This is a genomic window from Fodinicola acaciae, from assembly GCF_010993745.1.
GTDB lineage: Bacteria > Actinomycetota > Actinomycetes > Mycobacteriales > HKI-0501 > Fodinicola > Fodinicola acaciae.
In genome coordinates, this window is record NZ_WOTN01000002.1 from 1,605,135 (window position 1) to 1,618,219 (window position 13,085).

The window sequence follows — 13,085 nt, forward strand, 5'->3', positions numbered from 1 at the left end:
TCAGTAGGTTGGAGATCGACCGATCTACTGACAAACGACAGGTGACTGCATGGTCGCCGGCGAAACGCCGACGAAAACCGATCACCGCAGGATCCTGCGGATATTCACACCGTACGGCTGGCCGCTCGCCGGTTTGGCGGCGCTGATCGTTTTCTCCTCGGCAACAGGGATCTTCACCCCGTTCATCGTACGGTCCATTGTGGACGATGCGCTGGCCAACCGGGATCTCGGCCTGCTGCTGCTTCTCGTCGGCGCGCTGATCGGCCTGGCGGCGGTGGCGGCGTTGATCCAGGTCGTGGAGATCCTGATCGCGTCGCGCGTCGGCCAGGCGGTGATGCACGACCTGCGCGTACGCGTTTATGGCCACCTGCAACGGCTTTCGCTGAGGTTTTTCACCGCGTCGCGCACCGGCGAGGTGCAGTCGCGGATTTCCAACGACATCGGCGGCATGCAGTCGCTGGTGACGCATTCCGCTGTGGAGCTGACGCGCAGTGCCGGTGCGGTGTGCGTGTCGGCGATCGCCATGCTCGCACTGGACTGGAAGCTCGCGCTGTTCTCGTTTTTGGCTCTGCCATTGTCCATCTGGGTCAACCGGCGGATCGGATCCATCCGCGAACGGGTCACCGCGCGGCAGCAGGCGCGGCTCGCCGACCTGTCGTCGTTGGTGCAGGAGTCGCTGTCGGTCCAGGGTGTCGTGCTGAGCAAGACCACCGGCAGGTCCGGCTCGATGATCGCGCGTTTCACCCGGATGTCCTGGGATGTCGCGCGGCTCGAGGTCCGCTCGCACACCGCCGGACAATGGGAATATTCGCTGGTCATCCTGCTGGTGTCGGCGATGCCGGCGTTGACGTATCTGCTTGGTGGCGTGCTGCTCGGCGTCGGTGCGCCGGTCACCATCGGCACGCTGGTCGCGATGATCGCGTTGCAGGAGGCGCTGATCTGGCCGCTGGAGGAAGTGCTGGAGTTCGGTGTCGAATACAAGTCGGCAACCGCTTTGTTCGCGCGCGTCTTCGACTATCTGGACCGCGATGCCGACATTGTCGAGGCGCGGACACCGGTGGTGCCCGATGCCGTACGAGGCAACGTCAGGCTGACCAACGTCACCTTTGGCTATTCGGCGGAGCTGCCGCCCGTCCTTCGTGATATCGACCTGGAAATCCCGGCCGGATCGCGGCTCGGGATCGTCGGCGCGACCGGGTCTGGCAAGAGCTCGCTCGGCTATTTGCTCGTACGACTCTATGACGTGGACGCCGGCTCGGTGACGATCGACGGTGTGGACGTGCGCGAGCTGAGTTTCGAGTCGCTGGCCGGGATGATCGGTGTGGTGACACAGGAGCCATACCTTTTCCACGCCTCCGTCGCCGAGAACCTGCGCTTTGGCAAGGAAGACGCGACTCCTGCCGAACTCGAGGCCGCCGCGAGGGTCGCACAGCTGCACGATGTCGTGGCGGCGCTTCCTGACGGCTATGACACGATCGTCGGCGAACGCGGATATCGCTTTTCCGGCGGCGAAAAACAGCGGCTCGCATTGGCGCGTATTCTGTTGCGCGACACGCCGATCCTGTTGCTGGACGAGGCGACCAGTGCGCTCGACGCGCACACCGAGCGTGCCATCACCGAGGCACTGCACACCTCATTGGCCGGCCGCACGATCATCACGATCGCGCACCGGCTTTCGACCGTACGCGACGCCGACCGGATCATCGTGCTGCACAACGGCGACATCATCGAGTCGGGCACGCACGACGAGCTCGTCGCACGTAATGGCCGATATTCCGCGCTCGTCGGCGCCGACCGCTGAGCATCGGGGACCGGTCCCGGCGCGATGGCAGTAAAACTGCGTGTCATGAGAAACGCGATCCGCGGCGCTGTCGTCGCCTTGCTGCTGCTGTCCGCAGCTGCCTGTGGCACGCCAAAACCGGTGGCGAAACCGACGCATTCGCCATCGCCATCGGCCACACCGTCCGCCACACCGTCGGCATCGCCGAGTCAGGCACCAACGGTCGCGGCCGACGGCACCAACGTACGTGCCTGCTATGACGGAAACTGCGAGATCAGGGTCTCCGGTTCGCTGCGGATCCCACTGCAGCCGCGGTTTCACGTCCGCCGGCTGTCGGTGTCGGCGTCCGGCGACCAGGTCGTCGTGACCTCCGAGCTGGACGGCGACGGTGGCGGCGGCAGCCAGTGCAGCATCGGCGGCGGTGGCGAGTGCAGTTTTTCGTTCAACGGCCCGACGATAACCGTGCAGGCGTGGCCGGTTTCCGGCGGCGGCTCGATCCTGCGCATCACGAGCTGAGCGCGAGCAGCTCCGAGACCGTGACGAAGCGATAGCCGCGGGTTCGGAGCTGGTCGATGATCGGGCCCAGCGCGTCGCGAGTGACCTGCCGGTTCGCATACATGCCGTGCAGAATCACGATCGACCCGGGACGCACGTGCGAGACGACGTACGACGTCGTGGCGGCCGCGGTGCGGTCGACTTCGGGATAGCTGTTGGGCTCCACGTCCCACATGATCGTCTTTCGGTTGTGCTGGGCCAGATACCACGGCAACGCGATTCCCTTTTTGCCGTTCGGCGGTCGAAAGTCGATCTCGCCGCGAAAGCCGGTCTGTCGGATCAGCGCGTCCGTGCGGGTGATCTCCGACTCCACGAAACCCGGCGAGCAGAAGACCATCCGCTCGTGGGAGTACGTGTGGTTGCCGAGCTGGTGACCGGCCGCGGCGATCTGTCTGCCGAGCGCCGGATATTGCGCCAAGGCGCTGCCGATGAGGAAAAACGTGCCGTGCACGTGCTCGCGTGCCAGCGTCGCGAGCAGCTGCGACGTGCCGGCCGGATCCGGGCCGTCGTCGAAGGTCAACGCGACGACCTTCCGGCCGGTCTCCACTCGCGCGGTCAGGCCACCGAAAAACTGGAACGTACGCGAGTCGACCAATTTCAGGCCGCCATAACCCAACAAAAGCACGACGACGATTGCCGAGGAGGCGATGATGAGCCAGCGTTTCATGGGTGCCAGCCTGCCGGGCCGCCGCGCTGACCGGAACCGGCGAAGGACGGAGGCCGCAGCTACGACTTTGGGCCCATCTCGCGCGCGATGATGGCGGCCTGCGTACGGCTCGTCACGCCGAGCTTGGACAGCACATTGCTGACGTGGGTTTTGACCGTACGATGGGAAAGTTCGAGCGTGGACGCGATGTCCTGATTGGACAGTCCAGCGGCCAGCAGGTCGAGGACGTCGCGTTCGCGTCCGGTCAGCGCCGGCGTGACAGGCGATGGGTTGGCCAGCAACCGCGCGGCGGTCGGCGTGAGCGCGGTGACGCCGGCGTGCGCGGCGCGTACGGCCGCCGCCAGCTCCGCTCCGCTGGAGTCCTTGAGCGCGAATCCGGCGGCACCGGCGGCCAGCGCGCGGCGGATCTCGTGCGTGCGACCGACGGTGGTGAGCATGACGACCTTCGCCGGCACCTGCTTGAGCAGGTCGATGCCGCTCACATCCGGCAGATTCAGGTCGAGCAACACAACGTCCACCCGGTCCACCGGCCCGTCCCACTCCAGCAACGCCTTGCCGTCGGCGAGCTGTCCGACGACCTCGAGGTCCGGCTGGGCGGCCAGGATCAGCGCGATGCCTTCCCGCACCAGCGCGTGGTCGTCGACGACCAGGATCGAGATCATCGCGGCAAGCGTACGTTGATGCTGGTGTGGTTGCGGCGACACTGGCAGGTGTTGGTCGACGCCGCCTTCGTGATCGCGGTGGCGGCGTTGTTCGGCGTGTCCGGCGCGTGGCGGCCGTGGAATGGCTGGCTGGCCGCCGGCGTGGCGCTGTCGGCGCTGGAGATCGTGCCGCTGTTCGTACGCCGTCGAGCGCCGGCGGTCGTACTGTCCGTCGTCACCGCGGCGACCACCGCGCATCTGCTGATGGGGGCGTCGCGGACCATCGTCTACGTGCCGGCGCTGATCGCCATCTACGCCGCCGCCGTCAACGGGTCGCGTTGGGTGCGCTGGGGACTGTGCGCCGCCGCGATCGCGGTCATCGCGGTGGCCACCACGCCGCTGCGCGGTCTCGTCGAAGGTGCCGCGTTGGCGCTGGTCGTCGGCGGTGTCACCTGGCTGATGGGGGCCGAGCGGCGGCGGCACCTGGTCGAGCGGTCGGTGTTTCTCGCCGAGCGGACCCGCGCGCGTGAGCGTGAGCTGATCGCTCGGCGGCTGCACGACTCGCTCGCGCACACGATCACGGTGATGCTCATCCAGGCCGAGGCGATGCGTACGTCGGCGTCGGTCGACCGCCTGGACCAGCTGCTCGGCGCCGGCCGGCAGGCCCTGGACGAGGTCAGGGAAACGCTCGCTGACCTGCACGAACCCGACGTGCGACAGGCGCTGGACCGGCTGAGAAAGGCCGGCCTGGTGATCGATGACGTGGATGTCGACGGGTTGGCCGGCCGGATCGTCGTGGAGGCGGCGACGAACGCGTTGCGGCATGCCGGGCCGGGAGCCGTTGTGACCGTACGCGTCGACGGTGAGCGCGTGGAGGTGCGCAACGGTCCCGGTCAGCCGGTGGACTTCGGACCCACGCCCGGCCTCGGCCTGCGCGGACTCGCCGCCGAGGTCGCCGAGTGCGGCGGGTCGCTGTCGTACGGTCCGGACGGCGACGGCTGGCTGGTCACCGCCTTCCTGCCGACGGACGTCGCGGTCGTACCCTCGAGTGGTCGGCACAGAGAGGTAGGACGGTCATGAAGGTGCTCGCCGCGATGTCCGGCGGCGTCGACTCGGCGGTGGCCGCGGCGTTCGCGGCCGAGGCCGGCCACGACGTGACCGGCGTACACCTGGCGCTGGCCCGCAACCCGCAGACGCACCGCACCGGCGCGCGCGGCTGCTGCACCAAGGAGGACGCGCACGACGCGCGCCGTGCCGCCGACGTGATCGGCATCCCGTTCTATGTGTGGGACCTGGCCGAGCGGTTCCACGAGGACGTGATCGAGGACTTCGTGGCCGAGTACGCGGCGGGCCGCACGCCCAACCCGTGCCTGCGGTGCAACGAGAAGATCAAGTTCACCGCGGTGCTCGATCGTGCGCTCGCGCTCGGCTTCGACGCGGTCGTCACCGGCCACCACGCCCGACTGTCCACTGTGGACGGTGTGGCCCAGCTGCGGCGCAGCGTCGACTTCGGCAAGGACCAGTCGTACGTGCTCGCTGTGTGCACGGCCGACCAGCTGCGGCACGCGATGTTTCCGCTCGGCGGCATCACCAAGGAGCAGGTGCGCGCCGAGGCGGCCGCGCGCGGCCTCGCGGTGGCCGACAAGCCGGACAGCCACGACATCTGCTTCGTCTCCGACGGCGACACGGCCGGGTTTCTTCGCAAGGCGCTGGGGTCTCGCGCCGGCGACATCGTCGACACGTCCGGCGAGGTCGTCGGCACGCACGACGGGGCGTACGCCTTCACCGTCGGCCAGCGCAAGGGCCTGCGGATCGGCCGGCCGGCCGAGGATGGCAAGCCGCGCTACGTACTCGACATCGAGCCGGTCACCAACACCGTGCACATCGGACCGGCCGACGCGCTGGACGTGACCGAGGTGCGCGCCGCGCGGCCGGTCTGGACCGCCGGTGCCGCGCCCGCGCTGCCACTGCGCTGCCAGGTGCAGCTGCGCGCGCACGGCACGCCGCTGGACGCCGTCGTACGCCTGGACGGCGCCGAGCTGGTCGCCGAGCTCGACGCGCCGACCCGCGGCGTCGCCGCTGGTCAGGCCCTGGTCGCATACCTGGACGACGTGGTGGTCGGCTCCGCCACCATCGTCCGCTCCGCCGCCCTCGCCTCCCGTTAGCGGCCGCATGGCCACCATGCTTGCGTTGGATGCACGCATGGTGGCCATGCGACCAACTGGCAGGATGAGCGTGTGACGGTTGCGGTGTTCAGGCATGCCGACCAGTTGGTGGTCGCGCTCGCCGGCTGGGACGCGTTCTACGGCCTGCGCCGGCGGATCGCCGTGCCGGTCGAGACGGTCGGTGAGGTGCTGGTACGCCGCACGGAGTCGCTGGTCGCGGACCGGCCGGCTCTGCGCAGCCGCGGCGCGTACGTGCCGGGCGTGATGACCATCGGCACCTTCCGCCGGCTCTCCGACGGCGGCCGGCAGTTTTGGTGCGTACGTGACGCCGAGGAGGTCCTCACCGTCGAGCTGGCCGGCGCCGACTACGAGCGGCTCGTGCTGCAGGTGACCGATCCGTACGCGACCGCGCGCGAGCTGCCCGCATGACCGAGTGGCCGGCCGGTGCCGCGACCGGCGTGGGGTCGATGCCCGGTGACGACATCGTCGAGGCGATCGCGACCGTCTTCGGCGAGCTGCCCGACCTGCCGCACCTGCCGGAGCTGCCGGCACGCGGAGCCGGCGCCGACCTGGTCGGCCGTGGCGCCGGCATCCTGGTCGACCTGCCGGTCGAGCTGGCCGTCTCCGGCTGGCGGATGGCGTCGAAGGCCGGCCACGCCGCTCGGCGTACGGCTGACCTGCTGGAACGCGACCTGGACGCGCTGACCGACTATGCCGACGGCTATGCCGGTCTGCTGAAGATCCAGGTCGCCGGACCGTGGACGCTGGCCGGCGAGATCGAGCTGCGCAACGGCGAGCGCCTACTCACCGACCACGGCGCCACCGCGGACCTGGTCGCCTCGCTGGCTGAGGGTCTTTCCGACCATCTCGCCGAGCTGCGCCGCCGCGTGCCTGGCGCGACCTTCGTGACGCAGCTCGACGAGCCACTGGTGCCGGCGGTGCTGGCGGGGTCGCTGCGTACGGCCAGCGGCTATCGGACCGTCGCCGCCGTCGAGTCCGCGATCGTGGAGCGTGACCTGCGTACGGTGCTGGAGGCTGCCGGCGAGCTGACGGTCGTGCACTGTTGCGCCGCGGACGCGCCGTTGGCGTTGTTCCGGTCGGCTGGGGCTTCGGCGGTGTCGTTGGACCTGTCGCTGGTGTCGCAGGCCGACTATGACGACCTGGCCGAGCACATCGACGCTGGCGGCGTGTTGGTCGCTGGCGTTGTGCCTGGCGGTGGGGGCGACGTGCCGTCGGTGGAGGAGGTGGCCGATCCGCTGCGGACGCTGGTCACCGGCCTCGGCTTCGCGCCGGAACGCGTACCGGCCGCCGTGACCCTGTCGCCGTCCTGTGGCCTGGCCGGTGCCACGTCGGCGTACGCGCGCGCGGCTCTGCGACGCTGCACCGAGGCCGCCCACAAGCTTGCCTCCGGCTGACCCCGTCGCCGTCGTCGGGTCCGCGGAATCGGAATCCGATTGCGTCGTCTGAGGTGGTCTGACCTGCGGGTTTATTTCCTGAGGTGACAATCGGACATAGGTTTGGCGCCCGAATGTCACCTTGTTTACCCCTACTCGCCAGTAGATGGTCAGCGAAGTAGCATTCGGACATTTTCAAGATCAACTTCTATGTATGTAAGTTTCCACGCGAACCCACCCCCCGCCCGATCTGGGTGGGGGCCCAGATTGGCAGGGGGGTACGACAGTTTCGGGCCGTAGCGGGTAACCGGGGGACGAAACAGGCGGTGTTTGCCGTGGTCCGGTCGTCCGCGTCGTACCTGTCGTACAGAATGCATCCGTGGCAGAAGATCAGCTGGCCCAGACGCCAGAGAGCGACATCCCGACCGACGCGCGGCACCGGGTCGCCGAGCTGACGGAGCAGATCGACGCGCACCAGTTCGCGTATTACGTGAAGGACGCGCCGACCGTCTCCGACGCCGAGTACGACAAGCTGCTGCGCGAGCTGATGGCGCTGGAGGAGCGATATCCGGCGCTGCGCAGCCCGCAGAGTCCCACGCAGCGCGTCGGTGGCACGTTCTCGACGGCGTTCACCGCGGTCGACCACCTGGAGCGGATGCTCAGCCTCGACAACGCGTTCTCCGCCGACGAGCTGACCAGCTGGAACGAGCGGGTCGAGCGGGAGATCGGCACCGGTGCGCACTTCCTGTGCGAGCTGAAGATCGACGGCCTCGCGGTCAACCTGCTCTACGAGGACGGCCGGCTGACCCGCGCGCTGACCCGCGGCAACGGCGTCACCGGCGAGGACGTGACGCTCAACATCCGCACCATCGACGTGGTGCCGACCGAGCTGCGCCGCGACAGCGACGCCGGTCCGCCGCCGGAGCTGCTGGAGGTACGCGGCGAGGTCTTCCTGCCGGTCGAGGGGTTCGAGCAGCTCAACGCCAGCCTGGTCGAGGCAGGCAAGGCACCGTTCGCCAACCCGCGCAACTCGGCCGCCGGCTCGCTGCGGCAGAAGGACCCGAAGGTGACCGCCAGCCGGCCGCTGCGGATGCTCGTGCACGGCACCGGCGCGCGTCGCGGCTTCAACCCGGCGCGGCAGTCCGAGACATACGAGAAGCTCAAGGCCTGGGGCCTGCCGACCTCCGAGCGCTATCGCGTGGTGGACACGCTCGAAGAGGTGCAGGAGTTCATCGCGTACTACGGCGAGCACCGCCACGACGTCGAGCACGAGATCGACGGTGTCGTCGTGAAGGTCGACGAGATCGGTCTGCAGCGCCAGCTCGGCTCCACCTCACGTGCGCCGCGCTGGGCCATCGCATACAAATATCCGCCGGAGGAGGTCAACACCAAGCTCCTCGACATCCGGGTGAACGTCGGGCGCACCGGCCGGGTGACGCCGTACGGCGTGATGGAGCCGGTGGTGGTCGCCGGCTCGACGGTCGAGATGGCCACCCTGCACAACGCCGACGAGGTGCGCCGCAAAGGCGTACTGATCGGCGACACAGTTGTGCTGCGCAAGGCCGGTGACGTGATCCCGGAGATCGTCGGACCGGTGGTCGACCTGCGCGACGGCAGCGAGCGCGAGTTCGCGATGCCGACGTTGTGCCCGGAGTGCGGCACCAAGCTGCGTCCGGAGCGCGAAGGCGACAAGGACATTCGCTGTCCGAATAATCAGCATTGTCCGGCGCAGCTGCGCGAGCGGCTTTTCCACCTGGCCTCCCGCAACGCATTCGACATCGAGGTGCTCGGATACGAGGCGGCCGTCGCGCTGCTCGACTCCGGCGTGCTGGCCGACGAGGGAGATCTCTTCGCGCTGGACGAGGAAAAGCTCCGCCAGGTCGCCCTCTTCACCCGCAAGTCCGACGGCGAGCTGACCGCGAATGCCAGGAAACTGCTGGACAATCTGCGGGAGGCCAAAGATCGTCCACTGTGGAGAGTGCTGGTCGCGCTGTCGATCCGGCACGTCGGACCGACCGCGTCGCAGGCGTTGGCCACCGAGTTCGGCGACCTCGACGAGATCCTGGCGGCCACGCCGGAGCGGCTCGCCGAGGCCGAAGGGGTCGGTCCGACCATCGCCAGTGCCTTGCTCGATTGGGCAAATGTCGACTGGCACCGCGAGGTCGTACGAAAATGGCGAGAGGCCGGCGTACGCATGGTCGACGAGCCAACGCAGGACGTTCCGCGTACTCTGGCAGGACTTACGGTCGTAGTGACCGGTTCGCTCGAGGAGTATTCTCGCGACGACGCGAAAGCGGCCATTGTGGGCCGCGGGGGCAAGGCAAGCGGTTCTGTTTCCAAGAAAACCGATTTCGTCGTGGCCGGCGAAAAGCCGGGCTCCAAATATGACAAAGCGATCCAATTGGGGGTGGCGGTTCTCGACGAGGCGGGATTCGGAGTGCTGCTGGCCGACGGTCCGGAAGCGGCCAGAGCAGTCGCCGTGAACGCGTCCGAGGCGTCCGCGGAGTAGCGCTCCTGTGCCGCTGGCGCGCGTGCACGTGCATTCGCACGCTATCGTCTGCGCAAGACCTGACTTTGGGGCATGGGGGTTTGGTGACAACTGCCGATCCGCGTGATCTCACGCCGTCCTGGCGTGAGTGGCGGTTTTGGCTGTTCGTCACCCTGGTCGCCATTGGCGCGCTGGCGGTCATCCGGTTCGGTGCCGCCGAGGACATCAGCGAGCTCGGCCAGTTGCCGGTGACTTTCTGGGTTATCGCGGCGATGGTGGTGATCGGCGAACTGTGGCCGGTGGCGGTCATGGCGACGGACGGTCGCCGGCCGACCGCACAGGGTAACGGATTGGTCGCCTCGACGACTTTTGTCTTCGCCGTACTGATTTTCTGGGGCCTCGGCGCCGCGATCGTCATCCAGGCGATCGGCGTCATGCTCACCGACCTGCCGAAGCGCCGCGCGATCTATCGGACGATCTTCAACATCAGCCAGTACGCGATCAGCTGGGGCGCCGCGCATGTGGTGTTGACCACAATGGCGCAGAACCGCCATCCGTCGCACACGCTGGCGCTGCAGCCGCGGCTGTTGCCGGCGATCGTGCTCGCGGCCGTCGCGTACTTCCTGATCAACAACCTGGTCGTGTCGGTGATGGCCAAGCTGCACACCGGCGGCACCGTACGCAGTCACTATTTCTACGCGTTCGGCTATCACCTTTTCAGCGAAGGCGCGTTGCTCGCGCTGGCGCCGATCGTCGTGCTCGCCCTGCAACAAAGCTCCTGGTATTTACCGTTGTTACTGGTCGCGTTGATCGCCGTGCAACAAAACGCGAGGGTCAGCAACCGGCACCAGCGGCTCGCGCTGCACGACGAGTTGACCGGTCTGGCCAACAGAAAACTGCTGCACGACAGCGCCGTGCAGGCGCTCGCCGACGCGCGCGAGACAAATCGGTCGGTCGGCGTTCTTTTCCTCGATCTCGACCATTTCAAGAGCGTCAACGACACATTGGGACATCACGTCGGCGACCAGCTGTTGCAGGATGTGGCCGCGCGGCTGACGCGTTCGGTGCGTTCCGACGACATCGTCTCGCGACTCGGTGGCGACGAGTTTGCCGTTCTTTTACCGGGACTGGTGGACCAGTGGACCGCGGCCGAGGTCGCCGAGCGGGTGTCCGACGCGCTGGCCGCGCCGTTCAGTCCGCACGGCGAGGCGGCCGTACGCATCGACCTCGGCGGCTCGATCGGCATCGCTTTCTTCCCCGCGCACGGCGAAGACGTCGACACGGTTTTCCAGCGCGCGGACGCCGCGATGTACACGGCGAAATCGCGTGGACTGGACAGCGTCGTCTATTCCGACGACGGCACCGAGGGAATCGGCGGCGCCATTCTCACCGAGCTGCGCGAGGCGCTGCAAAACGGACCGGAGGCGGCCGGCCTGGCCGTACATTTCCAGCCACAGGTGGAGCTGGGGTCCGGCCAGGTGGTCGGCGTGGAGGCGCTCGTACGGTGGAAACACCAGCGGCTGGGGTGGATCGCGCCGACCGAGTTCATCCCGATGGCCGAGCGCGGCGTCCTCATCGGCGAGCTGACCCGGTGGATGCTGGACAACAGCCTGGCGCAGCTGCGCGACTGGGAAAACGCCGGCCTGAAGCTGCAGGTCGCGGTGAACATCAGCATTCGCGACCTGCAGTCGGTGGAGCTGGCCGACTTTTTGGCGCGGCGGCTGGTGCATTACCAGCTGCCGGCCGACCGGTTGAAGGTGGAAATCGACGACGCGAGCACGATTTCCGGCCGCGAGAACGTACAGGCGGCATTGCGCGCGCTGGAGGATCTCGGCGTCGGAATCAGCCTGGATCATTTCGGCATCGGCTATTGCAGCCTGACCAGACTGCGGCGTTTGCCGGTCAGCGAAGTGAAAATCGACTCGTCATTTGTCTCGCGGCTCATCACCGACGACGACGACGCGGCGGTCGTACGGTCCATTGTGGACCTGGCCAACGCGCTGGAACTGGACGTGGTCGCCGAAGGCGTCGAGGATGAGCCGACCTGGCGCGCGCTCGCCGCACTCGGCTGCAACGACGCGCAGGGCAACTACTTCGCCGAGCCGATGCCGCCGGAGGACGTGGTGCTGCTCCTGCGCGACGGCGGCCGTTTCCCGTTGTTGCACGCCGTCGGCACCTGATTCAGCGCAGGTGGGTGGCGAAGAAGGCGAGTACGCGTTTCCACGCGTCGGCATTGGCCTCGTGGTCATAGCCGAGGCCGGCGATCCGCAGCAGCGGCGCGAACGGTCCGACCGGCAGCCGGTTGGCGAAGCCGTGGCCGGCTTTCGGATATTCCTTGACGTCGTGCGGCACGTCGCGCTCGGTCAGCAACCGGTCGAGCTTGTCGGCCGCGCCGCGTAGTCCGGCGTCGCGGCCGCCGAAGCTCGCCACGATCGGGCACGCGTCGTCGAAAACGCTGTCGTCCAGCGGCATCGGCCCGTAGTACGGCGCGCTCGCGTCGAACCCACGTGCGGCGGTCACCAGCGCGAAGCCGCCGCCCATGCAGAATCCGGCGACGCCGACCTTGCCGTTGGAGTTGGGATGCGACAGCAACTCCGTACGCGCCGCCTCGATGTCGTCGAAGGCCTGGCCCTCGGCGTTGAACAGCTGCCGGAAGACGCCCTGTACGCAGCGTACGAAGCCGCCGCGGTGGTAGAGGTTGGGGACGAGCGCGAAATAGCCGGCGGTGGCAAACCGGTCGGCGATCTCGCGGATGTCGTCGCTCATGCCGAAGGCGTCGAAGACGATCACCACGCCCGGCCACGGCCCGTCGCCGGACACCTCCGGCTGCGGCACCGCCAGATAGCCGCCGATGGACCCGTTTGACGTCGGAATCGTCACATCCACGCCGCGCAGACTACTCCCTGCCGCAGGTCCGCATGGCCACCGAGCTCAGCGGTAATGCAGTGGAAGTCGGGCCGGGCACTGTCCGTAAACTTGGGATGGTTCACCGCTCTACGGACGAAAGCGAGCCCGCACCAGCATGTCCGTCATCACCCGAGCCGAGGTCCAGCATCTGGCGAAACTGGCCCGGATCGAGCTCACCGACGACGAGCTCGACCACTATTCCGGCCAGCTCGACGTGATCCTGTCCTCGATCGCGCAGATCTCCGAGGTCGCCGCGGACGACATCCCGCCGACCTCCCACCCGTTGCCGCTCACCAACGTGATGCGGCCGGACGAGCCGCGTCCGTGCCTGCCGGCCCAAGCTGTGCTGGCTGGTGCGCCGGCGGCCGAGCAGCAGCGGTTCCGCGTACCGCAGATCCTGGGGGAAGAGTGATGACGCGAGGCGACAGGTTCGCCAGCATCGACCGTGAGGCCGGCGCGGCAGCGATCGGCCGACCGAGGAGCGCAGC

The 13,085-nt window shown here is 67.9% G+C and carries 12 protein-coding genes; 9 read left to right on the plus strand and 3 right to left on the minus strand.

What is annotated here, in order from left to right; translation table 11 throughout:
- The first annotated feature begins 49 nt into the window (after positions 1 to 49).
- Positions 50 to 1,801 carry an ABC transporter ATP-binding protein gene (locus GNX95_RS22750; protein WP_163509407.1) on the plus strand — a complete coding sequence of 584 codons (1,752 nt, stop codon included), beginning with the start codon at positions 50 to 52 and terminating at the stop codon, positions 1,799 to 1,801.
- A 45-nt stretch (positions 1,802 to 1,846) separates the two neighbouring features.
- Positions 1,847 to 2,296, plus strand: a complete 450-nt coding sequence (locus GNX95_RS22755) for a hypothetical protein (protein ID WP_163509408.1) — start codon at positions 1,847 to 1,849, stop codon at positions 2,294 to 2,296.
- Here the strand turns inward: GNX95_RS22755 and GNX95_RS22760 are convergent.
- On the minus strand, positions 2,286 to 3,002 hold the full coding sequence (locus tag GNX95_RS22760) for a polysaccharide deacetylase family protein (protein ID WP_163509409.1): 717 nt from the start codon (positions 3,000 to 3,002) through the stop codon (positions 2,286 to 2,288). The genes GNX95_RS22755 and GNX95_RS22760 overlap by 11 nt on opposite strands.
- A gap of 59 nt (positions 3,003 to 3,061) precedes the next feature.
- Positions 3,062 to 3,664 carry a response regulator transcription factor gene (locus tag GNX95_RS22765; protein WP_163509410.1) on the minus strand — a complete coding sequence of 201 codons (603 nt, stop codon included), beginning with the start codon at positions 3,662 to 3,664 and terminating at the stop codon, positions 3,062 to 3,064.
- An 18-nt stretch (positions 3,665 to 3,682) separates the two neighbouring features.
- Between GNX95_RS22765 and GNX95_RS22770 the strand changes: the two genes are divergently transcribed.
- From GNX95_RS22770 to GNX95_RS22795, 6 genes are all read left to right on the plus strand, one after another.
- Complete coding sequence (locus GNX95_RS22770) at positions 3,683 to 4,723, plus strand: sensor histidine kinase (RefSeq protein ID WP_163509411.1); 1,041 nt, start codon at positions 3,683 to 3,685, stop codon at positions 4,721 to 4,723.
- Entirely contained in the window at positions 4,720 to 5,808 is a 1,089-nt protein-coding gene (mnmA, locus tag GNX95_RS22775; RefSeq protein WP_163509412.1) for a tRNA 2-thiouridine(34) synthase MnmA, read from the plus strand. Before GNX95_RS22770 ends, mnmA begins: the two co-directional genes overlap by 4 nt.
- Positions 5,809 to 5,880: 72 nt before the next feature.
- On the plus strand, positions 5,881 to 6,237 hold the full coding sequence (locus GNX95_RS22780; protein WP_163509413.1) for a hypothetical protein: 357 nt from the start codon (positions 5,881 to 5,883) through the stop codon (positions 6,235 to 6,237).
- Complete coding sequence (locus GNX95_RS22785) at positions 6,234 to 7,223, plus strand: uroporphyrinogen decarboxylase/cobalamine-independent methonine synthase family protein (RefSeq protein WP_163509414.1); 990 nt, start codon at positions 6,234 to 6,236, stop codon at positions 7,221 to 7,223. The genes GNX95_RS22780 and GNX95_RS22785 overlap by 4 nt, the downstream gene beginning before the upstream one ends.
- A gap of 373 nt (positions 7,224 to 7,596) precedes the next feature.
- Positions 7,597 to 9,711, plus strand: a complete 2,115-nt coding sequence (ligA, locus tag GNX95_RS22790) for an NAD-dependent DNA ligase LigA (protein WP_163510172.1) — start codon at positions 7,597 to 7,599, stop codon at positions 9,709 to 9,711.
- Between the two features lie 83 nt (positions 9,712 to 9,794).
- Positions 9,795 to 11,870: a putative bifunctional diguanylate cyclase/phosphodiesterase gene (locus GNX95_RS22795; RefSeq protein WP_163509415.1), complete on the plus strand. Its 2,076-nt coding sequence runs from the start codon at positions 9,795 to 9,797 to the stop codon at positions 11,868 to 11,870.
- 1 nt (position 11,871) lies between these two features.
- Here GNX95_RS22795 and GNX95_RS22800 read toward each other — a convergent pair whose 3' ends face one another.
- Positions 11,872 to 12,576: a dienelactone hydrolase family protein gene (locus GNX95_RS22800; RefSeq protein WP_163509416.1), complete on the minus strand. Its 705-nt coding sequence runs from the start codon at positions 12,574 to 12,576 to the stop codon at positions 11,872 to 11,874.
- Between the two features lie 136 nt (positions 12,577 to 12,712).
- Here GNX95_RS22800 and gatC point away from each other — a divergent pair, with 136 nt between their 5' ends.
- Complete coding sequence (gene gatC / locus GNX95_RS22805) at positions 12,713 to 13,009, plus strand: Asp-tRNA(Asn)/Glu-tRNA(Gln) amidotransferase subunit GatC (protein WP_163509417.1); 297 nt, start codon at positions 12,713 to 12,715, stop codon at positions 13,007 to 13,009.
- The last annotated feature ends 76 nt before the right edge of the window (positions 13,010 to 13,085 follow it).